Consider the following 25,038-nt stretch of genomic DNA (forward strand, 5'->3'; position numbering starts at 1 on the left):
TCAGTGCTCCTTGACCAGCTCGGCGTACGGACCCCCGGCGGCGACCAGCTGCTCGTGCCTGCCCCGTTCGACGACCGAACCATGGTCGAGCACCACGATCTCGTCGCTGTCGCGCACCGTGCTCAGCCGGTGGGCGATCACGACGCACGCGCAGCCGCGCCGCCGCAGATTGTCGATGATGACCTGCTCGGTCTGCGCGTCCAGAGCGCTGGTGACCTCGTCGAGAACGAGGATGCTCGGCCGCCGGACCAGGGCCCGGGCGATCTCCAGCCGCTGGCGCTGACCGCCGGAGAAGTTGCGGCCGTCCTGCTCGACCCGGCTGTGGATGCCGTCCGGCCGCCGGGCGATCACGTCGTCGTAGAGCGCTGCGTCCTTCAGCGCGGTGACGACGGCCTCGTCCGGTATCGACGGGTCCCACAGCGCCACGTTGTCCCGGACGGTGCCTTCGAAGAGGAACACGTCCTGGTCGACGAAGGAGACCGAGGCGGCCAGCGCGCTGCGCGGAATGTCCTCCAGGCGCTGCCCGTCGATACGGATCGTCCCCTCCCACGGGCTGTAGAGGCCGGAGATCAGCCGGGAGACGGTGGACTTGCCGCTGCCCGACCCGCCGACGAGCGCCACCTGCTGCCCAGGTCCCACCGTCAGCGAGAACCCACTGAGCAGCGGCTTGTCCAGCGGGCTGTAGCCGAAGGTGATGTTCTCCAGTGTCACATGGCCCTTGAGCCTGCGGGTGCTCGCGTCCTGCTCCCGGCGTGAGTACAGCGCGTCGACGGGAAAATTCTCGACATCCTTGAGCCGGGCCACATCGGCGGCGAAGTCCTGAATCCTGCCCGCCACTCCGTTCAGCCGGGTGATCGGCGCGGTGAAGCGCGTCACCAGCGCCTGGAAGGCGACGAGCAGACCGATCGAGATATGGCCCTCCACCGCCCGCAGTCCACCGATCCAGAGGATCAGCGCGCTGTTGAGCATCGCGAGGGTGGGCGCGACGACGGCGAGGACGGCGCTCGGCACACCGAGCCGCTGCTGTACCTCCAGCGTGGTCGCGTGCTGCCCCGCCCAGCGGCGGAAGTACCCGTTCTCACCGCCGGTGGCCTTCATGGTCTCGATCAGCTGAAGACCGGTGTACGAGGTGTTGGTGAGCCGGGCGCTGTCCGCGCGCAGCTTCTGGGTGTTGGTGGCCCGCAGCCTGATCACGATGCGCATCGCGACCACATTGAGCAGCGCGATCAGCACCCCGATGACGGTCAGTTGCGGATCGTACGTCCACAGCAGAACGGCGTAGAGGATGACGACGACGCCGTCCACGCCAGCGGCGGCGAGGTCCCGCGCCAGAGTCTCCGCGACCGCGTCGTTTGACTGCAGCCGCTGCACCAGATCGGCCGGACTGCGCTGGGCGAAGAACGTGACGGGCAGTCTCAGCAGATGCCGCAGGAAACGGGCGCTGCTGAGCGTGGACGAGATGATGCGGCCGCGCAGCAGGTTCGCCTGTTGCAGGCCGGTGAGCACGGCGGTGAGCGCCACCATCACGGCCATCGACGCGAACAGGGGTCCCAGCAGCGAGGTCTGATTGCCGATCAGGAACATGTCGATGTACGTACGGCTCAGCGCCGGCCCCGCGGCGCCGACCGCGACGAGCAGCAGGCTGGCGAGCAGAGCCGCCAGCAGAGTGCCCGTCGTACCGCGCAGCCGCGCGGGCACGGCGCCCATGATCCCCGGCTTACGGCCGCCCCGGCGGAAGCTGTCGGAGGGTTCGAAGATCAGCGCGACGCCGGTGAAGCTGGTGTCGAAGTCTTCCATCGCCACAAAGCGGCGGCCCTTGTCGGGGTCGTTGATGTGCACGCCCCGGCGGCCGAACCGGCGTCCCATGCCGTCGTAGACGACATAGTGGTTGAACTCCCAGAACAGGATCGCCGGTGCCCGCATCTCGGCCAGCGCCACCGGCTCCATCTGCATGCCCTTGGCCTGCAGACCGTAACTGCGGGCTGCTTTGAGCAGGTTGCTGGCGCGCGAGCCGTCGCGGGAGACACCGCACGCGATACGCAGCTCCTCGAGCGGCACGTGCCGCCCGTAGTGCGCGAGCACCATGGCCAGCGAGGCGGCGCCGCACTCCAGCGCCTCCATCTGGAGGATGGTGGGGGTGCGAACGGCCTTCTGCTTCTCAGCTTTCAGCTTCCTGGCTTTGGGCGGCGGTCCGGCGCGGCGCGAGCCGCGCCGGGGGGCCGGCGCCCCCTCCGGGCGATGGCGTCCACGGCCGCCCGCCGCCGGCAGCTGCTTCTGCTGCTTCTGCGCGGTCACGGCAGCAGCCAATCGATCGGGTGCTGCTCGGACAGCCGGATGGCGCCGGTGGTCAGGGTCATGGAGTCGACGGCGTACGGCGGACCGTCCGCGGACGACCAGGTATAGCCGGACTCGGTGCGCGAGGACGGGTCGAGACGCACCAGGACCGCCACGGGCTGCCCCTTCTGCGAGAACTGCTCGCCCAGCTGACTGCTGCCGAGGAAGCCGGTGATCCGCTGGCGGGTCTGGGCGGTCCGGCCGACGGCCTTCACCCGGCCGCGCAGTACTCCGTACTGCTGGGTGGGCACCGACTGGACGGTGAGATCGACCGAAGCGCCCACGGGCACCGTCGATCCGCTGTCGGCGGGCACATACAGGACGGCCATCAGGGGGTCGTCCGGCTTGTCGATCCTCTCCACGGCTGCCACATCCGCTCCGGTCGTGACCACGGATCCGATCGTGGCGACGAGTGCGGTCAGCCGGCCTGCGGCGATCGTACGGACGACAGTGCTGCCCTCGGCGGTACGGAGCTTCACCAGGGGAGCGTTGGCGGAAACCCTCGCGCCCTCTTCGGCGAGCACTTCCGTGACCTGGCCCGCGACGGGGCTCTGCAGGACGTAGCTGCCCTGGGCGTGGGTGAGGATTCCGGGCGCGCCGATGGTGGAGGTCAGGGTTCCGGTGACCGCCCAGGCGGATGCGGCAATCATGACGACGACCGTGACGGCAAGGACGAGCCACCCCTGCGGGCGGGCAAAACGCACCGGCAGATCGATTTCTTCCGGCGACTGCAGCTTGGAAAGGGCCTGTTGGCGGAACTGCACGACACTCTTCCCTCAACTGCGATGGTGCTGACGGGTATTCGGCGCGGCTCGCTTGGCGGGCCCACCGGGCGGCGGCCGTATGCCCCGGACCCTGGGGTGGATCCGGGGCATACGGTCCGGCCGGTCGGCAAGGAGGGGAAGCCGACGAGCCGTAGTCACCGCTTGGGGATGCGCCGCTGAGCGGCACACGACCGGCTCAGAGACCGGCGACCAGGCCCGTGACGCCGGAGGTGTCCAGGCCGGTGAGGCCCTCGGCGGTACCGACCACGGAGCCGACGGTGCCGGACGCGGCGCCGACGACGCCGGAGACCGGGACGACGGAGTCGACGGTGCCGAGCGCGGCGCCGGCAGCCTGGCCCACCAGGCCGCCGGACACGTTGTCCAGGTCGCTGTCGGAGATTTCCTGGGTCTGAACCTGGGGGGTGGAGTTCATGAGGGGGTTCCCTTCGCATGGATATCTCGAATGCTGCGACTGAGTCTTTCGGCTCCCGCAGTGCGAAGGATCAAAGCACGCAGGTGTGTTGCGCAGCCAATCGGCCAACCGCTGATGCGGTCGAAAGGCGGCCGTTGAATTACCTGACGTGCAGGTGTGTCCATGGCTTGGTGGCATCTTCTTCACACCGTGAGCCATCGCAATTCCCTTGAGCTGGCACCCACTTGGCCAGGAACTGGACATTACCGCATCAAAGGGAGGATGGGCTGGTCAGGGCGGGAGAGGTCCGCGGGAGGCGATGTGACGGGTGCGCATTCGGTGTGCAGATTCACCGAAGAAAGCAACCTCGTGTCAGGTGTCGCACGCACCGCACGCGTCTATGTGTGGGGAGTGTTTCCGGGGCGTGTGCAGAAGGTGTTAGGTGGCGCTAAGGGCGTGGCATTGCGGGGGAAATGGCTCGGCGACTCGGAGAAGCGAAGATAACCGCATAACGGAGATGCGCCGGATGCGAGGGGAATGGTCGATTACCTGCGGATACCTCGGTCTTTGGCGCCACTCGGGGTCGGTGCTCCCCTTGTCACGTCCTGCGTCGCCCGCGATGCAACCGTTGGCAGTCTGACGGTGTGTCAGGAACTGTGATGGGCATGGCGAAGATGCGCGCGCGTCTGATCGGTCTCCTCATCCTCACGACCGCGTCCCTGACCACAGGGGGCGCGCAGTCCGCCGCGGCGCCCGCCCCGGACTCCCTCTGGTTCGACGAGCAGGCCGCGTCCGCCTTCACGGTCCAGAGCGGTCGCTTCAAGGACGGACTCGGCCGTGAGGTGGTCCTGCGCGGGTACAACGTCTCCGGCGAGACCAAGCTGGAGGAGAACGGCGGACTGCCCTTCGCATCCGTCGCCGACGCCGAGAAGTCCGCGACAGCGCTGCGTGCGCTCGGCGGCGGCAACGCCGTCCGTTTCCTGCTGTCATGGGCTCGCGCCGAACCCGTGCGGGGGCAGGTGGACCGGGCTTATCTCGCCGCCGCCACCGCACAGCTGCGGGCCTTCCTCAAGGCGGGCATCCGCGTCTATCCCGACTTCCACCAGGACCTCTACTCCCGGCACCTGTTCAACCAAGGCAGCTGGTACACCGGCGACGGTGCCCCCAAGTGGGCGGTCGAGGCCGGCGGCTACCCGCGGGAGTCGTGCGGGATCTGCCTGTTCTGGGGACAGAACATCACGCAGAACGAAGCCGTGAAGCGGGCGACGTACGACTTCTGGCACAACAAGGGCGGCGTCCAGGACGCCTTCCTCGCGACCGCCCAGACCACCATGGCGTACTTCGCAGAGCACCTCAGCGCCGCGGAGTTCGCGGCGGTCGCGGGCTTCGACCCGTACAACGAACCGCACGCGGGCTCGTACGACTCCGGCCAGTCCAGCCGGGCCTGGGAGCGCGAGCTGCTCTGGCCCTTCTACGAGAAGTTCCGCGCCCGCATGGACGCGGCCGGCTGGCAGAACAAGCCCGCCTTCGTCGAACCGAACCTCTTCTGGAACTCCAACCTCGCCTTCCAGAAGCAGGAGGGCGGGCTGCTCGACGCCGGCACCATCGGCCCGCGGTATGTCTTCAACACCCACTTCTACGACCACAAGGCCATCTCCGGCATCTTCATGTGGGGCAAGGCCGCCGACGGCCAGTACGCCGGAGACTTCGGCGCCGTCCGCGACCGCGCGGCCGCCGCGGGCACGGCGGCGGTCGTCAGCGAGTTCGGCCATCCGCTGACCGGGAGCGTCTCCGACAAGGCCCCGACGGTCGGCAAGGCGATGTACCAGGCCCTGGACTCCCGCCTGCCAGGTGCCGCTTGGTGGTCCCGCCCTCAGGACTCGGGACCGGTACTGTCCGGCACACAATGGCAGTGGGACATCTACAGCGGCCGCCACCACGAGCTGATGAACGGCAACCCCGACAAGGTCCTGACCGCTGCCGACGCCTGGAACGACGAGGACCTGTCAGCCGTCCGCCTCGACGACTCGGGCACGGCGGTCCTGCGCCAGGACGCCCGACTGCTGGACCGCCTGTACCCCAGCGCCACCGCGGGCCACGCCCTCGCCTTCACCTACGAGGACCGCTCACGCGACGGCTCGACGACCCTGACGTGGAATCCCGTACCGAAGTCGCTGCCGCGGGTCGCCGAGCTCGTCGGCTCGGGCCAGTACGGCCTCCTCCTGTGGCGCTCGGACGGCACCGCTGCCCCGACCGAACTGCACCTGCCTGCGTCCTTCGACACCCCCCGCACGACGGTGGTCTCCGACCTCGGCGCGTTCGCCGGACCTCCCGCGTACACGGGAGGCACACCGATTGCTGCCGCCCCGGAGCCGGGCGGGACAGGCAGCCGCCGCCTCCTGCTCACCGCGCAGAACGCGGGCGGCGTCCACTATGCCCTGGTGACGAACGGAGCGACGGCGCCCTCGGCCGCCATGTTGAAGGGCGCCCAGGACGAACTCGCCGCGTGGGCGGTGGGGCGGGCGTGGTCCTGACTCAGACCGACAGCGCGTCGACCAGACCCGCCAGCGCGGCGGCGAGGGCGATGAGGCCGGGGCCCGCCGTCCCGCCCGGTTCCGGCATGTACGTGTCCCGGCGGATCTCGATCATCAGCGCGCTGACGCGCGGGTCCTTGCCGTAGTACTCCAGCGGTACGTAGGTGCCTGCGAATGGGCTGTTGATCCCCGTGCCGCCGAACCCGGCGAACGCCGTCTGGGCCAGGGCGATCAGCTCGGGCGGAGTGTGGAAGTCGTCCGTACCCAGGCAGACCGGCGGCCGCCGCCCGTCGCCGTGCAGCTCGTAGGGCAGCGGCTCGGTCGGATACGAGTGGACGTCGATGACGACGGCACGCCCCGTCGCCGCCAGCCGCTCGCCGACCGCCGCGGTCATCGCCACAGCATAGGGATGGAAGTAGCGCTCGATCAGCGGCCGGGGATCCGCACCCGGCGGGCGGATCCGCTCGCGGTGCGTGGTGTGGGTATAGACCGCGCCCATGCCGACGGCCAGCATCTCCTCGCGCTCGTCGGGGAAGCGCTCGGGATCGATGACCAGACGGGAGAGCTGGTTGACGAAACGCCAGGGGGTGACGGTCGCGGCTCCCACTGCGGCGGCGGCGATCTCGGCCGTGTGGGAGTCGGTGATGTGATCCAGCTCCAGCTCGAGCGCACGGTCGTCCAGCACGATGCCGTCACGCACCGACTCGGGAATGACCCGCGAGGAGTGCGGGACGTGAAGGATTACCGGAGAGTCGGCGGCGCCGGGAAGGAGCTGGAAGGAAGCCGGGGTGTCGTGCGGCCACGTGCGGCTAGCCATGGAGCGGAGTCAGGCTCCTGCCACGTACCGAACGAACCGCGCCCAGCCGGGGTGGCTGACGGACAGGTGGGGCTGGGTGACGTCCTTGGAGTCGCGGACACTCACGGCCTGCTCAGTGGTGGCGACTTCTACGCACTCGCCACCATCGCCCGCGCTGTAAGTGCTCTTGAACCAGTTGAGGCCGGAGTTGGCGGCCGAGCTGAGCTCGATGTTCATGCTTCTCCCAGCAACTGCTCGATCAGTGCCAGGGACTCATGAGGGCTGAGCGCCTGGCCGCGGATGCTTCCGTACCGTGCGGCCAGGATACGTACCTCTTCGGTGTCGGTGATCAGCCGGTTCACGCTTTGAACCTCGACGTATGCGAGTTGCGGTCGACCTCGGGGCGCGAGAAGGATGAACGGACCTTCCAGCGCTGCATGGTCTTCGCAGGCCATAGGGAGTACCTGAATCGTGGTGCTGCGCAGATGGCTGAGATGTTTGAGGTGCTTCAGCTGTCCTTGCCGTACTTGGTAGCCGCCAACGGCCCTGCGGAGCACCGACTCGTCAATCACCGCACTGACCATGGGGGATGGCCACCTTGTGAGGATCTCCTGACGTGCAAGTCGGGCAGTTACGCGCTGTTCGATCGTGGCTTCGTCCAGCAGGGGCTGCCGTGCCATGAAGGTTGTCCTTGCGTATTCCTCGGTCTGGAGAAGGCCCGGTACGGTCAGCGAGCTGAAGAAGCTGAGCTCGACGGCGTCGGCTTCCAACTTGGCGTAGTTCCTGAACCACGTCGGATGCTTCACCCGCGCCCGGGTCTTCGCCCTCGCCACGTCCTCCTTCGCCGCCCGCAGCAGCCCGCCCGCGCCCAGCCTCTCGTCCGCCGCGTCCAGGAACTCCGGCTGAGGCGTCCTGCGCCCCCGCTCCAGCGACCGGATCAGCTCCTCGCTGTACCCGACTTGCTCACCCAGCTCCCGCTGCGTGAGACCAGCCCGCTCCCGCAGCAACCTCACCTGGCGGCCGATCACACGGAAGAGGTCCGCAGCGTTTTCCACGTCGTCGTTGTCGTCCACCGGACCCGTGAGCTCCATCGCCCGCCCCCGTTCTGCGCGCTGCCTGCCCGTACCGGTACCTATACGCTGTGTACCGGTCCCTTCCGGCAGGCTACGGCTCGGCGGCAAGGCCGCACGGTGTACGAGCGAAGCCACACCCCTTCGTGTGGCAGTCAGAACCTCTACGCGGCGCTACGGGCGCGCACCATAAGCGTGCCCAGCTTGCCGACATCGGGCGCTTCGAGGACGCAGGCGTCAATGTCCGTGAACCCGTGACGCTTGAGGAGATCCGCCCAAGCGCCAGGCTTGTACTGCCAGCGGAGCACGGTCAGTTCGCGCTCACGGCCTTCGAGCCACTTCCCGCTCATTGGCTGGGGGCCGTACGAACCGGGGGCCGCCTCGGCCTGGCTGAAGGCGAAGACGCCACCCGCCGCCAGGCGCTTGGCCACCAGCGGCAACAGTTGCTCGGGGTCGGTGAACCACACGGCGCCCCATACCGAGTAGACGGCGTCGAACGGCTCGGCGTCCGAGGCGAGGTAGTCGCAGGCGTCCGCTTGGACGAAGGACAGCTTCGGCTCGTCCCGCCACCACCGGCGGGCCCGTTCCACCTGCACCGGGGAGAGGTCGACCCCGGTCACCACGACGCCCTGGCGGGCCAGGAACACGGCTTCTTTGCCCTCCGCAGGCCCGAGGTCCAGGGCTCGGCGCGGACGGCCGAGCACTTCGACGCCGGGTCCGTGGCCGGAGTACTGGGTCCACTCGAAGCGATCCACTACGGGGGCAGGCTGGTCGCCTTCGCCACGGTGAGGCATGTAGGTGTCCCAGTATTCGGCCGGCGTGTGGGGCGCACGGGGCATGAAGCTCCTAAGGGGCGGCGGTCACTGGTGAAGCTGATCACCGTACCGGTGCCGACGGGTGCCCGCGGGGGAATGACACAACGGTTCCGCGCCCTGCACGAACGAGGGCTCGGGGACGCTCACAGCGTCCCCGAGCCCGACCGTTCCTGAGTGTCAGTGGCAATTCTCGCCCGGTCGGCACGGGCCGCACTTGGCGTAGTCGGCCTCCCACAGCTTCCAGTCCACCTCAAAGCCGTTGGCGGCGATGATCTGCGCGGTGCGCTCCACGGAGCCGTCGTACTTGAACTCGACCTCCGGGATGTGCTCCAGGAACCTGCCGTCGAAGTGCTGGTGGCAGAATTCCCGGTAGTTCCTGGTGTCCAGGATGAAGACGTGGACCGCGATGTCAACGGTCCGGCCACAGCACATTTCCAGACCCTGGCCCCACTTCTCGATGGCCGTGATCAGGTAGGAGACGGCCGCGCCGAACAGCCGGGTCGCCATCACTTCGTCGAACGGATAGTCGCGCATGAGGAGCTGGATCTCGCGGTCCCACACCTCGGGCGCCACGAAGTCCCGCGGGTCACGCAGCTTGGTCTCGACTGCTGTTGACATGCTGTCCTCCCCGTTCTCTCTGCCCTCGCCACTCGCAGCGGGGCGCACTCCCAGGCAACCGCTCCGCAACGCCTCCTGGTGATTGACTGCCACGCTGTGCAAGCCGTTTGCACATCCCGCACACGCCGTATACGCAGCACTGATCGCCGCATACTGTGGGTAGTCGGCCCCTGTCGGGTGCTGGCGCGTGGGAGGCCAGATGAGCGCCGATCAGCTCTGGAAATCAGACGCGGTCCGTGCCCTCGTCGCGAACCTCGACCCTGGCGGCTTGATCCGGGTTGGGCGCCGGAGCCGTGGCTGGCGGCAGGCCGACCTCGGCGCGCGGATCGGCTGCTCCGCCTCCACCGTCTGTCGCCTGGAGCAGCGCGGGCGACGAGCCGACCTGGACCTGGTCCGGCACGCTGCCAAAGAGGTGGGCGTACCGACCAATGTCCTCGCTGCGTCGCTCGGGTTAACCGGTGCCCAAGCCACTAGAGTTGCGCCAGAACGGCCACGCTGTGCCCAGGAGGACCCGATGCGCCGCCGCACGCTGCTTGCCGCCGCCGGTCTCGCGGCCCCGGTCTCTCTGCTTACGAGCCTGGACGACGCGCTCGCGATCATGCCCGACCCCACCGGTTCCCCGGTCCCGTTCGACTCCCGTCTCGCTGCCGCCCGCAGCTACTTCGACGCCGGCCAGAACGCCACGCTGCCTGCTCGCCGACGCGCACGCCGCCGCCGACGGGCGGCAGGAGATCGCGTTCGCCCGCCTGTCGGCCACCTACAGCCTCGCTGCCCAGGGGCTGATCAAGATCGGACGCTACGGCCAGGCCAGACTGACCGCGGACCGGGCAACGGTATACGCGCAACTCTCCGGCTCCCCGCTCGTGTCAGCCGCAGCCGCCCGCGAACTCAGCATCGTGCTTCGCCACCAGGACCAGCCCGTCGCAGCCCAGCGCAACATCCTCCTCGCTGTTGCACGGGTCGAGGCCACCGGCTTGAACAACGAAGCGCAGGCTTCCGCATATGCGCAGATGCTCTGTACGACCGCCTACACCGAAGCGCGCGCTGGTGATCGCGACCAGGCACTCGCCATGATCCGCGAAGCAGCCCGGGCCGCTCGCGACCTGCCGCAGGAAGCGCCCAACGGCCGCCTCTTCCCTGTGACTCCGGCCGCCGTCGACCTGTATGCCGTCAGTGTGCATTGGGCACTGGGCGACGCGGGCGCGGCGCTGGAAGCCGGCCGTCGACTGCAGGCTGGCCAGTTCAAGACGGCCGAGCGCAAGGGCCGGATGCACACCGACCTCGGCCGGGCGTGGTGGCAGTGGGGCAAAGCTGAGCAGACAGCCGCAGAACTGCTGTCTGCCGCGCGGGTATCCCAGAGTGAGGTCCGTGACCGCCCGGCTATCCGGAAGATCGTCACTGAGCTGCGGTCGAAGCATCCCCACGCCGTGGGCGTAAGGGAACTGGTGACGGCGGCCGGTATGACCACCTGATCCGGCTCGACGTCCCGGCACCCCACCGGGCACTGAGCACAGTCCGACCATGCCAAGTGGCCGGACGCCCTGCGCGTGACCGACCGGCGCACGCTCCGGGTAGGCGCGGGTCCCAACCGCGTAGCGCGCTTCCGTAATCGTGCAGTGTCCGTCCGCGCTCGTTACGGGGCAGTACCGGTACCCGGTGCCGTGCGTACCGGTACGCGCCCACTACGTACCGCTGTCGTTCCTGGTCAGCGTACGGGCACACGGCCACGCTGAGTGGTGTGAAGAGCGAATCCGTACAGATGGACATGCCTCAATCGGCAACACCCGCACCACAGTTCACACAACTGCTGAGTGCCACCCGGCGCGGTGCCCGCCTCGCACGACTGCTTACCGTCGAGCAGATCGCGGAATGGGGATGGCCGCCCGACAGTGAGCGTGCGGAGGCCGCCGCGGTCGTCGTGGCCGAGCTGGCCGCGAACGCCGTCAGGCATGGACGTCTGCCGGGCCGGGGCTTCCGGCTGAGTCTGGTCCTCCTTCTGGCCTCCAGGCTGCGGATCGAGGTCACAGACCCGCGCGGCGATCGCCTTCCTGTCGTTTCCGGGGTTGCCGATGAGGGAGGGCGCGGGCTGGTCATCGTGGACGCACTGGCCGACGGTTGGGGAGTATTGCCGTACCCGCCGTCCGGGAAGACGGTCTGGGCGGAGGTCGGCTCCGCCCGCCAGGGCCCGTAGCGGGGATCGTCAGCCGTTTCGTGCGACGCCGTGCTAGGCGTACGGCATCACAGCCCGCTGCGTACGTGGTCCTGACGGACAGCCAATGGCGCCTGCTGGCGCATCCGGTCGGCCGGTCTGCGCCACCGGTCAGCTAGGCGCCGCCGTGTGATGCAGGATCTCGTCGGCCAGGCGCTGGTCCTGTGCCGTGGGCAGGGTGTGGCCCATGCCCTCGAGCATGACCAGGCGGGCGCCGGGGATCGCTGCGGCGGTGGCCTCGGCGTGCGCGGGCGGGAACATCGGATCCTCCGTGCCGTGCAGCACCAGCGTGGGTGCGGTGACGGAGCCCAGGTCGTCGGTGGTGGAGTCCTCGCCGGCAGTCCCGGCGAACGTGTGGTTGAGCGCGGCCTGCAGATCACGCGCCCGCTCGTACACCCGCTCCTCCATCGCGCGGTACTCGTCCTCGTCGAACGGCAGCGCCGAGCCGTGCAGCACGCGCCACAGCGGCAGCCTGGTGGCGAGGTATTCCTGCGGGGCCGCCTCCGGCTTTGGGAGGGTCGCGGCGAGCGTGGCCAGCAATTCGGATGTGGGTGGCGGGAGTTCACCGGGAAGCGGGGGCATCCCGGCGAGGGCGCGTTGGACCGTCGCAGCCGTGTCCGTGCCCAGGGGCTGGGAGGAGAGGCTGGTCAGGGTCAGGACCCGGTGCGGGTGGGTGACGGCGAGGCGCTGGGCGATGATGCCGCCGAGGGACGCGCCCACCAGGTGGGCCCGCTCGACGCCGAACGCGTCCAGGACGGCGAGTGCGTCAGATAATGGTGGCGGCCCCGTCACCGCCATCGATTTCCCGCTATGCCCGAGTTGGACGCTGCGGACCCGTCCGGGGCACTCTGATCCGCATGGCCGGAGTCAAGGGGCAGGTGCAGAAGCGGGGTGTGGAGCGGCGCCGCGCGATGGTCGGCGCCGCGATCGAGTTGTTCGCACGGCAAGGGGTGCGCGGTACCGGTGTGGCCGCGATCGCCGAGCGCGTCGGCGCCACCCCCTCCGCCCTCATCCACCACTTCGGCAGCAAGGCCGGGCTCGTACGAGCCGTCCTGCAGGAGGCTGACCGGCGTGCCCTGGAGCGGTTGTCCATCGCGCCGGACGCCGAGCCCACGCTGCAACAGGCCTTCGACTGGTTCGTACGGGACGCCGAGCACACCGCCGCAGCCGAGCGGGAGCTGGCCGCCCTGCACACCACTCTCGTCGCGGAGAACCTGGAGCCCGGTTCAGTCCTCCACACCTGGTTCCGGGAACGCGGCCGCGCGCTGCGGACCCATCTCGTCTCCCTGTTCACACGCGCCGCGGCCGACGGCTCGGCGCGTGCCGACCTCGACCCGGCGACTCTGGCCGCCGAGACCGCCGCGTTCATCGAGGGTGCGCACCTGCTGTGGCTGCTCGACCCCGAGCAGGTGGACCTGGTCGCGGTGCACTGCAGCTACTTCGAGGGCCTGGCCGCCCGACTGCGCCCCTAGCCGACTCCCGGCAATGAAAGGCGGTCACTCAGAGACTGCTTCGTCGAAGGCGACGCCAGCCCGGATGAAGGCGTTGACCTCCTGCCGCAGGCTCGGCGCTGCGCCCCGGCCCGGGCCGAACTTCCCCTCCCCGAGCAGCAGTTACTTGCCGGAGGCCTGCCCTCCTGCGAGGATCACATGATCGACTGACCGAGAATTCCTGAGCAATTCCTTAGCATCCAGGGAGCTTCGTATGACCGGGAGTGAGCCCTCAGTCCCCAGGATCGACACCAGCAAGCCGCATCCGGCCCGGGTGTACGACTGGTTCCTCGGCGGCAAGGACAACTACCCGGTCGACGAGGCGCTGGGCCGGCACATCATGAGCATCGACAATCGCGCCAAGCATGTCGCCCAGACCAACCGGTGGTTCATGCAGCGAGTGACGCGGTGGATGGCGGGACAGGCGGGCGTGCGCCAGTACCTCGACATCGGCACCGGCATCCCCACCGAGCCCAATCTGCATCAGATAGCCCAGGGCATCGCCCCCGAGTCCCGGGTCGTCTACACCGACAACGACCCGATCGTGCTGACGCACGCGGAAGCGCTGCTGCGCAGCACCCCGGAAGGCGTCACCGACTACATCCAGGCGGATGTGCGTGAGCTTGACCGGATCCTCGAACAGGCCAGGAAGATCCTCGACTTCAAGCAGCCGATCGCCCTCTCGCTGGTGGCGCTGCTGCACTTCGTGGGCGACGAGCACCGGCCGCATGACCTGGTGCGCCGGCTCGTGGACGCGTTGCCGTCCGGGAGCTATCTCGTGCTGTCGCAGCTCACCACCGACTTCGACCCGCTGGCCGTGCAGCGCGGCGTCGACATGTACGCGGCCGGGGGAGTCACCCTGATGCCGCGCTCCTACGCGGAGGTCGGCCGCTTCTTCGAGGGGCTCGAGGTGGAGGAGCCCGGCATCGTGCGGCTGACGCAGTGGCACCCGGAGCTCGGCGTCGACGAGGTCGTGGAAGGGGACGAGGCAGCGTCGCTGTACGCGGGCGTGGGGCGCAAGGCGTAGCCCACCGGACATCGTGGTGGGGCTCGGCCGGAGCCCCCCGGATACCCAAATTCTGCTTATGATGCACGGGTGTTCGACTCCCGGCACATCAAGACGTTCCACGAAGTGGTCAGGGCCGGTTCGTACTCCGCGGCCGCCCGGGCGCTCGGCTATACGCAGCCCGCGATCACCCAGCAGATGAAGGCCCTCGAACGGGACGTCGGCACACCGCTGTTCATCCGCGTCGGCCGCGGCATGCGTCTCACCGAGGCGGGGGAGGCACTGTCGCGGCACGCCGCGGCCATCCTCGACAGCATGTCCGCGGCCCAGCAGCAGATGAGCGCCCTCACCCGGCTGCGCGCGGGGCGGGTCCGCGTCTGCGCGTTCCCCAGCGCCAATGCCACGCTCATCCCGGAGGCGATGGCCCGGCTGGCCGCGGCCCACCCCGGCGTCCGGGTCGACCTGCTGGAGAGCGAGCCGCCCGCCTCGCTCCAGCGGCTGGTGCGGGGGGAGTGCGACATCACGCTCGCCTTCACCTACCCCGGCCTGCACGAGGAGGTGCCGGAGGAGCTGGTGGAAATCCCGCTGCTCGAGGACCAGTTGACGGTGCTGCTGCCCACCGGACATCCACTCGCGCGGCGGCGGGCGGTGCAGCTGGTGGATCTCGCGGAGGAACGCTGGATAGCGGGGTGCCTGCGCTGCCGTGCCAATCTGCTGCACGAATGCGCGGAGCAGGGCTTCGCTCCGGACATCGCCTTTACGACGGACGACAATCTCGTGGTGCAGAGCCTGGTCGCGGAGGGCCTTGGGGTCGCGATGATGCCTGCGCTCGTACTGAACTTCCTCTGCCACCGGAAGGTGACGGGGCGGGCGCTTCAGCCCGCGTCGCGGCGGCAGATCTCGGCGTACGTGCTGCGGGAACATCTGCGGATCCCGGCGACGGCGCGGGTGCTCGACGAGCTGAAAGCGGTCGCGGCGAACAAGGTCGGCTGCTGAGGTAAGCGTCCCCAACCCATAAGCGGAGCTTGGGAGTAGCGAAGAATTCGTCGTTGGACGTGATGGGTCGGGCGGCTCGACGCTGCCCGTATGACCACATCGACCACATCGACCGGATCGACCGCCTTCAGGGCCGCGCGTACGACCGACCGCCTCGACAGTCTGGTCGCCGAGGTGCGCGACGCCGTCGGGCGCGGACTGCCGCCCGATCTGACGGCGTATCTGGTCGGTGAGCGCCTCGCGCCGCACCTCGGCGCGGCCGATCTGCTCACCGATGAGCAGTGCGGGAGCGACCCCGCGCGCTACCGCCAGCACCTGCTCCACGCCGAACACGACGGGAGCTTCTCGGTCGTCGCACTGGTCTGGCTGCCCGGCCAGGGAACCTCCGTGCACGACCATGTGTCGTGGTGCACGACGGGCGTGCACGAGGGCGAGGAGTACGAGCGGCGCTACCGCCTCCTCCCGTCACCGGCGACGGGCCGGGCCGCGCGCCTCGTCGCCACCGGCGATGTCGTCAATGCCCAGGGCGCGGTGTGCGGTTTCGCGCCGCCCGGCGACATCCACCGGGTCTGGAACGCGGGTGCCGGCCGGGCGATCTCTCTCCATGTCTACGGAGCGGACATCTCCCGCCTCGGCACGAGCGTCCGCCGCGTCTACGAACTCCCGGCCGACCGCTGATGGCGCTGCTGCGGGAACGGGCGGCGTCGGCCTCCCCGTCGTCCGGCCCGTCCGCGCCAGGCATCAGGCCCGGTCTCGCGCTGGCCGTCGTCGGCGTGGCCGTCGCCTGGTCGGTGCATCAACTGCTGCCGGACATACCGATGTTGACCGCGTCCGTGGTGTTGGGCATCGTCGCGGCCCATCTGCCGGGAGTGCGCGCGATCGTACGGGGAGCGGCCCGCCCCGGACTCTCGTACGCAGGAAAGCGGCTGATGCGCATCGGCATCGTCCTGCTCGGCCTGAAACTGAGCCTGGACGATGTGCTCGGCCTCGGCTGGGCGACGGTCGCCATGGTTCTCGGCGTCGTCGCGGCGACCTTCCTCGGCACCTGGTGGCTCGGCCGCCGGATGGGACTGCCCGGCGACCAGCCGCTGCTCATCGCCGCCGGGTACGCCATCTGCGGGGCGTCCGCGATCGGCGCGGTGAGCGAGGCGACGGACAGCGACGAGCGCGACGCGGCTGCCTCGGTGGCGCTGGTGACTCTGTGCGGGACGCTCGCGATCGCCGTACTGCCGCTGCTCCAGCAGCCATTGGGGCTGAGCGACGCGGAGTTCGGCCGGTGGGTCGGCGCGAGCGTCCACGACGTGGGCCAGGTCGTGGCCACCGCACAGACCGCCGGATCCGGAGCGCTCGGGGAGGCGGTCCTGGTCAAACTGATGCGGGTGGCGTTGCTCGCCCCGCTCGTCGCGGCCGTGGCCCTGTCGGTCCGCCGCAGTCGGCGGGCCGGGACGACGGTCCACAAGCGGCTGCCGATGGTCCCGCTCTTCGTGGTCGGCTTCCTGGCCATGGTGGCCCTGCGCAGCACTGGCCTGCTTCCGACCACCGCGATCGACGCGGCCCAGCACGCCCAGGAACTCCTGCTCGCGGCCGCGCTGTTCGGCCTCGGCAGCGCGGTCGACCTGCCGGCCCTGACCCGCACGGGCGGCCGGGTCGCGGCGCTGGGGCTGTGCGCGTGGGCGGTGGTGGCGGGGGTGTCGTACGCGGGGGTGCTGCTGGTGACGGGCCCCGTCGGCTGAGCAGCGTGGGCGCCGCCTGCGCCCGTCAGCTGAGCAGCGTGGGCGCCGACCGCTCAAGCACCCCCGAGACCCGCTCCCACGCCTCCAAGTCCCGCTCCACAGGCGGTAGTTCCACCGCCGCGCCGCCCTGCCAGCCGGCCGCCAGCGCCACCGGGTCCTCGCCCGTCGCCGCGCTCGCCGCGAGGGCCGCCGCGCCCAGGGCGACCAGTTCGGTGCTTTCGGGGATCAGCAGCGGGCGGCCGGAGAGGCGGCGTACCGTCTCCACCCAGTGGCGGCCCCTGGCCCCGCCGCCCACCAGGCGCAGCGGGCGGGCGGCCACATCCTCGTCGGACGGGTCGACGCCGCAGGCGCGCAGGACCTCGTCGAGGGCGCGCAGGACCGTGACGACCGCGCCTTCGTAGGCGGCACCCAGGAGTTGCTGCCGGGTGGTGGTGTGGCGCAGGCCCGTGAGCAGGCCCGAGGCCGCGGGCAGATCGGGGGTGCGCTCGCCGTCGAGGTACGGCAGCAATACCACCTCCCCGCCCGCCTCGGCGGCGTCACGGCCCAGGCCCAGCAGGGCGGCGACCTTGTCGACGGCGAGTGTGCAGTTCAGGGTGCAGGCCAGCGGCAGGTACGTACCGTCCGCGGCGGCGAATCCGGCGAGGACCGCGGAGGCGGGCCGGGTGCGGCTGGCCGCGAAGACCGTGCCCGAGGTGCCGAGGCTGAGGGCCGGGTGGTCGAGCAGGCCCGCGCCGCCGAGGCCGAGGCCGACCGCGGCGGCCATGTTGTCGCCGGTGCCCGCGGCGACGGCGATGCCGGCGGGCAGGCCCAGGTCGTCCGCGGCCGTGGCGGTCAGCGAGCCGATGCGGGCGGCGCCGGTGGCGGCCACCGGCGGCAGCAAGTCGGCGTCCAGGCCGATGAGTTCGAGGAGTTCGGGATCGTACGCGCCGGTGGCGGTGGAGTACCAGCAGGTGCCCGAGGCGTCGCCCGGGTCGGTGGCCGCGGTGCCCGCGAGGCGCTCGGTGAGGAAGTCGTGGGGGAGGCGTACGGCGGCCGCGGCCGAGGCCGCCCGGGGCTCGTTCTCGCGCAGCCACTGCCACTTCGCGGCCGTCATCGACGCGACCGGCACCGATCCCGTACGGGCCGTCCACGCCTCCGGGCCGCCCAGTGCCTCGGTGAGTGCGGCGGCCTGCGGTGCCGAGCGGGTGTCGTTCCACAGCAGCGCGGGCCGCACCGGAAGCCCGGCCCGGTCGAGGACGACGAGGCCGTGCTGCTGCCCGGCGACCGCGATGCCGATGACGGCGGACGGGTGCAGGCCCGATTCCTTGAGCCCGGCGGCGACGGCTTCGCGCAGTGCGTGCCACCACACCTCCGGGTCGCTCTCGCGCGCCCCGCCCTCGCCGCCGACGTGGTGCGAGGCCCGGCCGACCGCGAGCGTACGGCCGGTGGCCGCGTCGATGAACGCCGCCTTCGCGGACTGGGTCGAGCTGTCCACGCCGATCACGACCGGCTGCACGGGCATTGCCCCCACCTCTCCCTCCCGGCCCATTTGGCCGTCCGCAAAACAAATTACGTCAAGCGGCCCGGCGCCAACAGGTGTTGGCGGGGCCTTCTGTGATGACGCGGACCCATGCATTATTAGTAAGGTCAGCAAACAAACTGTGTTCGAAGGCGGTCACGGCGATGACGGAACGCTTCACCCCCACCCCCGAGGACAAGTTCAGCTTCGGTCTCTGGACGGTCGGCTGGCAGGGCAGGGACCCCTTCGGGGACGCGACCCGGCCGCCCCTGGACCCCGTCGAGTCAGTACAGCGGCTCGCCGCCCTCGGCGCGTACGGCGTCACCTTCCACGACGACGACCTGATCCCCTTCGGCGCCTCCGAGTCCGAGCGCGAATCGCACATCAAGCGCTTCCGGCAGGCGCTGGACACGACCGGCCTCGTCGTGCCGATGGCCACCACCAATCTCTTCACCCACCCCGTGTTCAAGGACGGCGGCTTCACCGCCAACGACCGGGATGTACGCCGGTACGCGCTGCGCAAGACGATCCGCAACATCGACCTGGCCGCCGAGCTCGGGGCGCGTACCTATGTCGCCTGGGGCGGCCGCGAGGGCGCGGAATCGGGCGCGGCCAAGGACGTGCGCACCGCCCTCGACCGGATGAAGGAGGCCTTCGATCTGGTGGGGGAGTACGTCACCGAGCAGGGGTACGACCTGCGGTTCGCCATCGAGCCCAAGCCCAACGAGCCGCGCGGCGACATCCTGCTGCCCACCGTCGGCCACGCGCTCGCCTTCATCGAGCGGCTTGAGCGGCCCGAGCTGTACGGAGTCAACCCCGAGGTCGGCCATGAGCAGATGGCCGGGCTGAACTTCACCCACTCCATCGCCCAGGCGCTGTGGGCGGACAAGCTCTTCCACATCGACCTCAACGGGCAGAACGGCATCAAGTACGACCAGGACCTGCGCTTCGGCGCGGGCGATCTGCGGTCCGCCTTCTGGCTGGTCGACCTGCTGGAGACCGCGGGCTACGAAGGGCCGCGGCACTTCGACTTCAAGCCGCCGCGGACCGAGGACTTCGACGGGGTGTGGGCGTCGGCCGCGGGCTGTATGCGCAACTATCTGATCCTCAAGGAGCGGGCAGCGTCCTTCCGCGCCGATCCTCGGGTCCGGGAGGCGCTGCGGGCGGCCCGTCTCGACCAGCTCATGCTGCCCACCGCGGCGGACGGGCTGTCCGGGCTGCTGGCGGACCGCGGTGCGTTCGAGGAGTTCGACGTGGAGGTGGCGGCGGAGCGGGGGATGGCGTTCGAGGCGCTTGACCAGCTGGCGATGGATCACCTGCTCGGGGTGTGCTGAACAGCTCGGGCCGCCTGCTGGGGGCGCTGCCCCCAGACCCCCGGGTCCTCAATCGCCGGACGGGCTGAAAAGGCGGTCCTCAACCGCCGGACGGGCTGAAAGGCGGTCCTCAATCGCCCGACGGGCTGAGGAGCGTTCTCGAGCGCCGGGCCAGTTGGAAAGCGTCCTCAAGCGCCGGACGGGCTGGGATTCAGCCCGCCGCGCGCTGCGCGTACGCCACCGGGTCCGCCAGCACGTCCTGGACCACCAGCGCCGCCGCGCCGCGCACCGCGTCCGCCGCCGGGGACGAGGCGCGCAGCCGGCCGCCGTCCAGCGGCCACAGCCCCGACACCACCCGGCCGGACAGCTCGCCGCCGGCCGGCGGCGAAAGCCACGGCAGCAGCGGCCGGTAGATCCCGCCGAGCACCACCGCGTCCGGGTCGAAGAGGTTCACCGCCCCGGACAGCACCCGGCCCAGCATCAGCCCGGCCTGCCCGAGCGCCGCCACCGCGCGGTCCTCGCCCGCCCGGGCGCGCCGTTCCAGCTCGGCCACGCCCGCCGCGCCGGTCCGCTCGTCGATGCCCGCTGTCCGCAACAGCGCCGACTGGCCCGCGTACTGCTCCAGGCAGCCCCGCGAGCCACAGCGGCACTCGGGGCCGTCCGGGTCCACCAGGACATGGCCGATCTCCCCGGCGAATCCGTGCGCCCCGCGCAGCAGTTCACCGTCCAGGACCAGCGCACCGCCGACCCCGATCTCGCCGGTCAGATAAAGAAAGCTGCGTACGTCGCCGAGGCCGCCGAACCACAGCTCGGCCAGGGCCGCCACATTCGCCTCGTTCTCCGAACGCACCGGCAGCGGCGGCAGGCCGGGCCGCAGCGCCGCGAGCGCCTCGGCGAATGGGCCCTCTGCCGCGACCCGGGTCCAGCCGAGGTTGGGCGCGTGCCGGACCGTGCCCGCCGAGATCAGCCCGGGCAGCGCCAACTCCGCGCCGACCGGCCGCAGTTCCTGCTCGGCAGCCGATGCCAGCGCCCGGGCGGCGATCCCGGCCGCCCGGCCGAGCACCCGGTCGGGCGGCGCACCGCGGTTGTCCAGGTGCTCGACGAGCCGCACCCGGTCGGTGCCCGCAAGATCCACCACGCACACCGACACATAGTCGACGTTGATCTCGACCCCGATGCCGGCCACGCCCGTACGGGCCACCTTCAGCACCGTGCCGGGCCGGCCCGCCAGACCGCTGAACGTCTTGCCCGACTCCGAGAGGAATCCGCTGTCCAGCAACTGTTCCACCAGTGAGGAGACGGCCGCCCGGGTCAGCCCCACCCGCGCCGAGACCCCGGCTCGGGTCACCTCGCCCTCGTCGTGGACCGCCCGCAGCACCAGGCTGAGGTTGTGCCGTCGCACCGTCTCCCGGTCGGCCTTGGGCTCCAGCGGGTTCTGGCCGCCCGCGCCGGGCAGCCTCACGCGTCTGCCGGATCGGTCTCGAGTGCGCTGCGCGGCTCCTTCGCGACCCGCAGCTCCTCGTCGGTCAGCGGCGGGCCCGGCAGCTGCGGCAGTTTGGGCCCGCGCAGCACGGCCAGCACGATCTCGGGCTTGAGCAGCGAAATGGTCGGCGCCGACAGGGTCATCACGTCGAAGAGCGCGCGGGTGATCATGGGGCGGCCGGTGGCGGTCAGCATCAGCCGGTCCACATAGCTGCGCAGCACCGTGGCGGACGCGCCCGGCTTCTTGCCGACGGCTCCGGGGTAGAGGATGTCCTGCCCGGTGGCCAGGTCCCAGGCCGTGCCTACCGGTCCGGCCACCGCGCGCTGCACCCGCCGGGCGAGGCCGGGGGCGGTGAGGCTGTGCGCCCGGAGCTCCTTGCGCAGCGCAAGGACGCCCTGGGCCGCGACCGACATGCCGTGCCCGTAGACCGGGTTGTACGTGGCCACGGCGTCGCCGATGGCCACGAAGCCCTCCGGCCAGTCGGCGATCTTCTCGTAGAAGCGCCGCCGGTTGACGGTGCTGCGGGAGACGACGACATCGGTGAGCGGTTCGGTGTTGCTGATCAGCTCGGCCACAATCGGATGCCGGACGCCGCGGGCGAAGTCCTCGAACTCGGCGGCGGAGTTGGTGGGCTGACCGCCACGGGTGCCGGACAGCGTCACCAGCCAGCGGCGTCCCTCGATGGGCACGATGGTCGCCGTCTGGCCGGGCCGCGGCTCGCGCGCGTCGGCCTGCACATTGACGACGGGATACTCCTCGGTGCCCTCCGGCGCCCGGAAGATCCTGCTGGCGTACGCGAGACCCGAGTCGACCTTCGCCTCGTGCACGGCGGCGACGCCCAGGGAACGCAGCCAGTCGGGCGCCCGCGAGCCACGGCCACTGGCGTCGACCACCAGATCGGCGTCAAGGACGAGCTCGCTCCCGTCCTCGGAGCGCACCCGCACCCCCGTCACCCGGCCGGCGTTGCCTTCGAGGCCGAGTAGTTCGGTGCCCGGCAGGACGGTGACCCCGGGGCGGCCGACGACCTCCTCCCGTACCACCCAGTCGAGCAGATCGCGGCTGCAGGCGATCAGGAACTGCATCTCGGGCCAGCGCCGGAACCAGCCCTGCGCGGACATGGAGACCAGGCCCGTCGGCAGCGGGATCCGGCGCGCGCCCGCCGCCAGCCAGCGGCCGGTGACACCGGGCAGCAGTGACTCCATCGCCCGCGCGCCGCCCGACCACAGCAGATGAGCGTGGTGCGCCTGCGGGAGGCTCTTGCGCGCTTCGGGTCCGGACGGCAGGGTGTCGCGGTCGACGAGGGTGACCTCGTCGGCGTACTCGGCGAGGACGGCGGTCGCCAGCATGCCGGCCAGCCCTCCGCCGATCACGACGGCCCGGCGCACAGCCGTGCTCCGGCGGGTTCTCACAGGATCGCTCATAGGGAGCCGCTCTCTGACCTGGCCGCACGCCGGCGGGCTGCTTCAACGACGGGTGAATGGCGCAGCGCGAGGGACATGCGCACCAGATCGCGCGGTCTTTCGGCTGCCTTGGGGGTGTAAGCCTGGGCCGAGCTTATGATCTTGCCGTCCGGGTCGGCCGTCCGGGCCCGCAGCGCCGCCGCGACCATCGCCGCGTCGGCGATGGCCTGGGCCTGCCGCGGATCGGAGCCGGCCTCGATCGCCGCGTCATGGGCGCCTGCGCGTAGCGCGGGGTCGAAGTAGGGGTCCAGATGGAGCATCCCGTCGTGGATGTCGGACTCGCGCTGGGTGACGCGCAGGTCCGCGGACGACCACCAGGAGATGCGCACGGAAGGGGTGCCGTCGGGCACGACCGTGCGCAGTTCGCGCCAGAGCGTGCCCAGCTGCCGGTACGTGGTCCAGGTGTGCCAGTTGTCCGAGAGTCGCTGGGCGATCAGCGGCAGGATGAAGCCGACGGCGCTGAACAGTGCACCCAGCGACGCCAGGGGCGGCGCGGCCAACGTGCTCAGACCGTCCCAGTCGTGGCCCGCCCAGCGGGCGAACACGGCGGCGAACTTGCTGGCGCCGTAGCCCAGATTGAACAGTGAGCCGACCACGATGGTCACCAGACCGGTCCGCAGCCAGCCGTGCACCTGCAGTGACCAGCGCCAGCACAGGGCGGTCATCCCGACGGCGGCGACGCTGTGCGCCGTCAGGTACAGCACGATCATTTCGCGGATGTACGGCGTCGTGGCGTAGTACGTGTCCAGATCGCGCAACCGCTCCACCGGGGCGTCGCCGAGCACGAACAGCACCACCAGCGCCACGACCACCACGCCGTAACCGATCACCCAGCGGCGGGAGATCTGCCGGGTCTCCTCCGGTGGCCCGCCCCGCCAGTTGACGAGCAGCACCAGACAGGAGGCGCTGAAGGCGGTCAGGATGCAGTAGACCAGCGGCCCCGAGACGTTGCTGACGCCGGTGAGCCTGTTGACCTCGGCGATCGTCGGCGGCGCTGCGAAGAAGAAGGTGCAGGCCGCCAGCACGAGCAGGGCGCAGACGGAACGCAGCAGCGGATCACGCCAGTCGCGCAGCATCCCGGGGAGCTTGAACACGAGTGCGAAGCCCAGCGCGGCGGCTGGGATGTAGTAGTCCTGACCGTCCACGCATCAGCCCTGTGGCCCGCGGTATCCCAAGGACGCCTCGATCCGGCCCGCGAGTCCGTCCCGCCGCAGGTGCCCGCGGCCCGTCGAACCGGCCAGCCAGGAGCGGCACTTGCTGCCGAGCAGCAGACCGAAGCTCTCGGCTTCGTTCTCCTCGGCCTGGTCGAAACGGGTCCTGGCCGCCACCTTCAGCACCGTCGCCTGCAGATCCGCCTCGTCCGAGAGCAGCCGGGCCGCGACGGCCGCGCCGTCGACATGGTGGGTGCAGTGCCCGGCCTTCATGTGCCACAACTCGTGGCCGAGGATGACCAGTTGATGATCGGGTGCGGTGCGCTCCTCGATGACGATCAGATCCTGGTCCGTCATGTCGAGCCAGAGCCCGCTGGCCGTGCCGGGCGGGAAGGTCGCCATGCGGTACCGGACGGGGCGGCCGCGGCGCTTGCTCATTCCGCTGCACAGGGCGGCATAGAGATCGGCGGGCTCAGCCGGTGCGGGCAGATCGATTCCGGCTACCAGCTCGCCGCACAGCCGACGCATCTCCTTGCCTATGCTCACCGTTCTCCTCTCCCCGTCAGCAGCTGCGCGCACACGCGTGAATCCAACCCTGTCCTGAAATCAGGGTTCCGTGCATCAAAGCATCAAAGTTCCGTCGGCTTGACGCTTTCCAGGAGCATGTCGAGCCACTCGGTGACCTTGTCCCGGTGTTTGTCCGTGGGCAGTTGAGCGGCCCGCCAGGCGATGCCCCGTACGCCGTGGTCCTGCAGCAGCCGCTCCAGCGGGTCGCCCTCGCCCGCGTAGTCGTGGAGCAGTCGCTGCTCGGTGCGCTGGAGTGCGCCGTTGAGCGCGTCGGCGTCCTCGGCGGTGAGGAACCCGGCGTGCACCTTGAAGAACCTCTGAATGGCATCGCAGTGCTCCATGGTCGGCCGGCGGTCGCCGTTGATGAGAGCTCCCGCCTGCTGCCGTGACATGCCTGCGCCGTCGGCGATCTCCTGCTGGGTGTACCGGCGGCCGTTGGGCTTCAGCCGGGTCCTGCGCAGCAGGTCGAAGCGCTGCAGAAAGCGCGCCTGGAGGTCGGGTTCACCGGCGGGCCGCCCGTCCAGCAGGGCGGTGACCACGTCCGCCGGTACGCCCGACGCCTCGGAGAGCTGGTGTACGTCGAAGATCTCGCCGTAATTCAGTCCGAGCTTGCCGGCGAGTTCGGCGACGCGGGCGACGGACGCCGCCAGGGGGCCTGTGGCCGTCGGGCCCGGAACCAAGAAGCCGTCTGTCACCAGTAGGTCTCCTAGATCACGCGAGGTCGCTCCGCACACAGTGGGCTGCGGGGAGATTAACCGTTTCGGTGGAGTACAGCCAGGTCTTGCCACA

23 protein-coding genes and 2 pseudogenes are annotated in these 25,038 nt (G+C 70.3%); 9 read left to right on the top strand and 16 right to left on the bottom strand.

Annotated features, from left to right (window positions below; translation table 11 throughout):
• The 3 genes from ACZ3H8_RS03515 to ACZ3H8_RS03525 form a co-directional block, all read right to left on the bottom strand.
• Entirely contained in the window at window positions 1–2,295 is a 2,295-nt protein-coding gene (locus ACZ3H8_RS03515; protein ID WP_467396828.1) for an NHLP family bacteriocin export ABC transporter peptidase/permease/ATPase subunit, read from the bottom strand.
• Window positions 2,292–3,098 (bottom strand): hypothetical protein, encoded by an 807-nt coding sequence (locus ACZ3H8_RS03520; protein WP_467396830.1) that lies wholly within the window; start codon window positions 3,096–3,098, stop codon window positions 2,292–2,294. The genes ACZ3H8_RS03515 and ACZ3H8_RS03520 overlap by 4 nt, the downstream gene beginning before the upstream one ends.
• 196 nt (window positions 3,099–3,294) lie before the next feature.
• Window positions 3,295–3,531, bottom strand: a complete 237-nt coding sequence (locus tag ACZ3H8_RS03525; protein ID WP_398982165.1) for a type A2 lantipeptide — start codon at window positions 3,529–3,531, stop codon at window positions 3,295–3,297.
• 644 nt (window positions 3,532–4,175) lie between these two features.
• Between ACZ3H8_RS03525 and ACZ3H8_RS03530 the strand changes: the two genes are divergently transcribed.
• A complete protein-coding gene (locus tag ACZ3H8_RS03530) occupies window positions 4,176–6,044 on the top strand; it encodes a cellulase family glycosylhydrolase (RefSeq protein ID WP_467397937.1) in 1,869 nt (622 codons plus the stop codon).
• Between the two features lies 1 nt (window position 6,045).
• Here the strand turns inward: ACZ3H8_RS03530 and ACZ3H8_RS03535 are convergent, their stop codons facing one another.
• From ACZ3H8_RS03535 to ACZ3H8_RS03560, 6 genes are all read right to left on the bottom strand, one after another.
• Complete coding sequence (locus ACZ3H8_RS03535) at window positions 6,046–6,861, bottom strand: N-formylglutamate amidohydrolase (RefSeq protein WP_467396832.1); 816 nt, start codon at window positions 6,859–6,861, stop codon at window positions 6,046–6,048.
• A gap of 9 nt (window positions 6,862–6,870) precedes the next feature.
• Window positions 6,871–7,077, bottom strand: a complete 207-nt coding sequence (locus ACZ3H8_RS03540; protein ID WP_467396834.1) for a DUF397 domain-containing protein — start codon at window positions 7,075–7,077, stop codon at window positions 6,871–6,873.
• Window positions 7,074–7,931, bottom strand: a complete 858-nt coding sequence (locus ACZ3H8_RS03545; RefSeq protein WP_467396836.1) for a helix-turn-helix domain-containing protein — start codon at window positions 7,929–7,931, stop codon at window positions 7,074–7,076. Before ACZ3H8_RS03545 ends, ACZ3H8_RS03540 begins: the two co-directional genes overlap by 4 nt.
• Before the next feature lie 143 nt (window positions 7,932–8,074).
• Window positions 8,075–8,749 (bottom strand): class I SAM-dependent methyltransferase, encoded by a 675-nt coding sequence (locus ACZ3H8_RS03550; RefSeq protein ID WP_467396838.1) that lies wholly within the window; start codon window positions 8,747–8,749, stop codon window positions 8,075–8,077.
• Between the two features lie 153 nt (window positions 8,750–8,902).
• A complete protein-coding gene (locus tag ACZ3H8_RS03555; protein WP_467396840.1) occupies window positions 8,903–9,343 on the bottom strand; it encodes a glycine-rich domain-containing protein in 441 nt (146 codons plus the stop codon).
• Window positions 9,344–9,566: 223 nt separating this feature from the next.
• Window positions 9,567–9,743, bottom strand: coding sequence for a hypothetical protein (locus ACZ3H8_RS03560; protein ID WP_467397983.1), 177 nt, complete (start codon window positions 9,741–9,743; stop codon window positions 9,567–9,569).
• Here ACZ3H8_RS03560 and ACZ3H8_RS03565 point away from each other — a divergent pair.
• Both ACZ3H8_RS03565 and ACZ3H8_RS03570 read left to right on the top strand, forming a co-directional pair.
• Window positions 9,669–10,815 (top strand): annotated as a pseudogene (locus ACZ3H8_RS03565) (transcriptional regulator). The gene ACZ3H8_RS03560 and the pseudogene ACZ3H8_RS03565 sit on opposite strands and share 75 nt — an antisense overlap.
• 293 nt (window positions 10,816–11,108) lie before the next feature.
• Entirely contained in the window at window positions 11,109–11,534 is a 426-nt protein-coding gene (locus tag ACZ3H8_RS03570; protein ID WP_467397939.1) for an ATP-binding protein, read from the top strand.
• Between the two features lie 129 nt (window positions 11,535–11,663).
• On the opposite strand, the pseudogene ACZ3H8_RS03575 reads toward ACZ3H8_RS03570, so the two are convergent.
• Window positions 11,664–12,368 (bottom strand): annotated as a pseudogene (locus tag ACZ3H8_RS03575) (alpha/beta fold hydrolase); the annotation flags it as partial.
• A 41-nt stretch (window positions 12,369–12,409) separates the two neighbouring features.
• On the opposite strand from ACZ3H8_RS03575, the gene ACZ3H8_RS03580 reads away from it, so the two are divergent.
• From ACZ3H8_RS03580 to ACZ3H8_RS03600, 5 genes are all read left to right on the top strand, one after another.
• Window positions 12,410–13,024, top strand: a complete 615-nt coding sequence (locus tag ACZ3H8_RS03580; protein WP_467396842.1) for a TetR/AcrR family transcriptional regulator — start codon at window positions 12,410–12,412, stop codon at window positions 13,022–13,024.
• Between the two features lie 232 nt (window positions 13,025–13,256).
• Entirely contained in the window at window positions 13,257–14,069 is an 813-nt protein-coding gene (locus ACZ3H8_RS03585) for an SAM-dependent methyltransferase (RefSeq protein ID WP_467396844.1), read from the top strand.
• A gap of 69 nt (window positions 14,070–14,138) precedes the next feature.
• Window positions 14,139–15,044: a LysR family transcriptional regulator gene (locus tag ACZ3H8_RS03590; protein ID WP_467396846.1), complete on the top strand. Its 906-nt coding sequence runs from the start codon at window positions 14,139–14,141 to the stop codon at window positions 15,042–15,044.
• Between the two features lie 90 nt (window positions 15,045–15,134).
• Entirely contained in the window at window positions 15,135–15,722 is a 588-nt protein-coding gene (locus ACZ3H8_RS03595) for a cysteine dioxygenase family protein (RefSeq protein WP_467396848.1), read from the top strand.
• On the top strand, window positions 15,722–16,777 hold the full coding sequence (locus tag ACZ3H8_RS03600; RefSeq protein WP_467396850.1) for a YeiH family protein: 1,056 nt from the start codon (window positions 15,722–15,724) through the stop codon (window positions 16,775–16,777). Before ACZ3H8_RS03595 ends, ACZ3H8_RS03600 begins: the two co-directional genes overlap by 1 nt.
• 25 nt (window positions 16,778–16,802) lie before the next feature.
• On the opposite strand, the gene xylB is transcribed toward ACZ3H8_RS03600, so the two are convergent.
• The gene (gene xylB / locus ACZ3H8_RS03605; RefSeq protein WP_467396852.1) at window positions 16,803–18,278 is read right to left on the bottom strand and encodes a xylulokinase; all 1,476 of its coding nucleotides are present in this window, start codon (window positions 18,276–18,278) and stop codon (window positions 16,803–16,805) included.
• A 161-nt stretch (window positions 18,279–18,439) separates the two neighbouring features.
• Between xylB and xylA the strand changes: the two genes are divergently transcribed.
• Window positions 18,440–19,609 (top strand): xylose isomerase, encoded by a 1,170-nt coding sequence (gene xylA, locus ACZ3H8_RS03610; RefSeq protein ID WP_467396855.1) that lies wholly within the window; start codon window positions 18,440–18,442, stop codon window positions 19,607–19,609.
• A 190-nt stretch (window positions 19,610–19,799) separates the two neighbouring features.
• On the opposite strand, the gene ACZ3H8_RS03615 is transcribed toward xylA, so the two are convergent.
• The 5 genes from ACZ3H8_RS03615 to ACZ3H8_RS03635 all read right to left on the bottom strand — a co-directional run bounded on the left by ACZ3H8_RS03615 (window position 19,800) and on the right by ACZ3H8_RS03635 (window position 24,944).
• A complete protein-coding gene (locus tag ACZ3H8_RS03615) occupies window positions 19,800–21,050 on the bottom strand; it encodes an ROK family protein (RefSeq protein WP_467396857.1) in 1,251 nt (416 codons plus the stop codon).
• A complete protein-coding gene (locus ACZ3H8_RS03620; RefSeq protein ID WP_467396859.1) occupies window positions 21,047–22,492 on the bottom strand; it encodes an FAD-dependent oxidoreductase in 1,446 nt (481 codons plus the stop codon). Before ACZ3H8_RS03620 ends, ACZ3H8_RS03615 begins: the two co-directional genes overlap by 4 nt.
• Window positions 22,489–23,676, bottom strand: a complete 1,188-nt coding sequence (locus tag ACZ3H8_RS03625) for an MAB_1171c family putative transporter (RefSeq protein ID WP_467396862.1) — start codon at window positions 23,674–23,676, stop codon at window positions 22,489–22,491. The genes ACZ3H8_RS03620 and ACZ3H8_RS03625 overlap by 4 nt, the downstream gene beginning before the upstream one ends.
• A 3-nt stretch (window positions 23,677–23,679) precedes the next feature.
• A complete protein-coding gene (locus ACZ3H8_RS03630; protein ID WP_398983285.1) occupies window positions 23,680–24,210 on the bottom strand; it encodes a toxin-antitoxin system, toxin component in 531 nt (176 codons plus the stop codon).
• Between the two features lie 101 nt (window positions 24,211–24,311).
• The gene (locus tag ACZ3H8_RS03635; RefSeq protein ID WP_467396864.1) at window positions 24,312–24,944 is read right to left on the bottom strand and encodes a helix-turn-helix domain-containing protein; all 633 of its coding nucleotides are present in this window, start codon (window positions 24,942–24,944) and stop codon (window positions 24,312–24,314) included.
• Window positions 24,945–25,038: the final 94 nt, after the last annotated feature.

This window comes from Streptomyces sp. NPDC002868, assembly GCF_055563295.1.

Bases quoted from the DNA above. Each gene is read 5' to 3' on its own strand.
- ACZ3H8_RS03580 (WP_467396842.1), top strand. From the start codon at position 12,410: ATGGCCGGAGTCAAGGGGCAGGTGCAGAAGCGGGGTGTGGAGCGGCGC.
- ACZ3H8_RS03630 (WP_398983285.1), bottom strand. From the start codon at position 24,210: ATGCGTCGGCTGTGCGGCGAGCTGGTAGCCGGAATCGATCTGCCCGCA.
- ACZ3H8_RS03570 (WP_467397939.1), top strand. From the start codon at position 11,109: ATGCCTCAATCGGCAACACCCGCACCACAGTTCACACAACTGCTGAGT.
- ACZ3H8_RS03535 (WP_467396832.1), bottom strand. From the start codon at position 6,861: ATGGCTAGCCGCACGTGGCCGCACGACACCCCGGCTTCCTTCCAGCTC.
- xylA (WP_467396855.1), top strand. From the start codon at position 18,440: ATGACGGAACGCTTCACCCCCACCCCCGAGGACAAGTTCAGCTTCGGT.
- ACZ3H8_RS03620 (WP_467396859.1), bottom strand. From the start codon at position 22,492: ATGAGCGATCCTGTGAGAACCCGCCGGAGCACGGCTGTGCGCCGGGCC.
- ACZ3H8_RS03525 (WP_398982165.1), bottom strand. From the start codon at position 3,531: ATGAACTCCACCCCCCAGGTTCAGACCCAGGAAATCTCCGACAGCGAC.
- ACZ3H8_RS03545 (WP_467396836.1), bottom strand. From the start codon at position 7,931: ATGGAGCTCACGGGTCCGGTGGACGACAACGACGACGTGGAAAACGCT.
- ACZ3H8_RS03530 (WP_467397937.1), top strand. From the start codon at position 4,176: ATGGCGAAGATGCGCGCGCGTCTGATCGGTCTCCTCATCCTCACGACC.
- ACZ3H8_RS03595 (WP_467396848.1), top strand. From the start codon at position 15,135: ATGACCACATCGACCACATCGACCGGATCGACCGCCTTCAGGGCCGCG.
- ACZ3H8_RS03555 (WP_467396840.1), bottom strand. From the start codon at position 9,343: ATGTCAACAGCAGTCGAGACCAAGCTGCGTGACCCGCGGGACTTCGTG.
- ACZ3H8_RS03550 (WP_467396838.1), bottom strand. From the start codon at position 8,749: ATGCCCCGTGCGCCCCACACGCCGGCCGAATACTGGGACACCTACATG.
- ACZ3H8_RS03600 (WP_467396850.1), top strand. From the start codon at position 15,722: ATGGCGCTGCTGCGGGAACGGGCGGCGTCGGCCTCCCCGTCGTCCGGC.
- ACZ3H8_RS03585 (WP_467396844.1), top strand. From the start codon at position 13,257: ATGACCGGGAGTGAGCCCTCAGTCCCCAGGATCGACACCAGCAAGCCG.
- ACZ3H8_RS03540 (WP_467396834.1), bottom strand. From the start codon at position 7,077: ATGAACATCGAGCTCAGCTCGGCCGCCAACTCCGGCCTCAACTGGTTC.
- xylB (WP_467396852.1), bottom strand. From the start codon at position 18,278: ATGCCCGTGCAGCCGGTCGTGATCGGCGTGGACAGCTCGACCCAGTCC.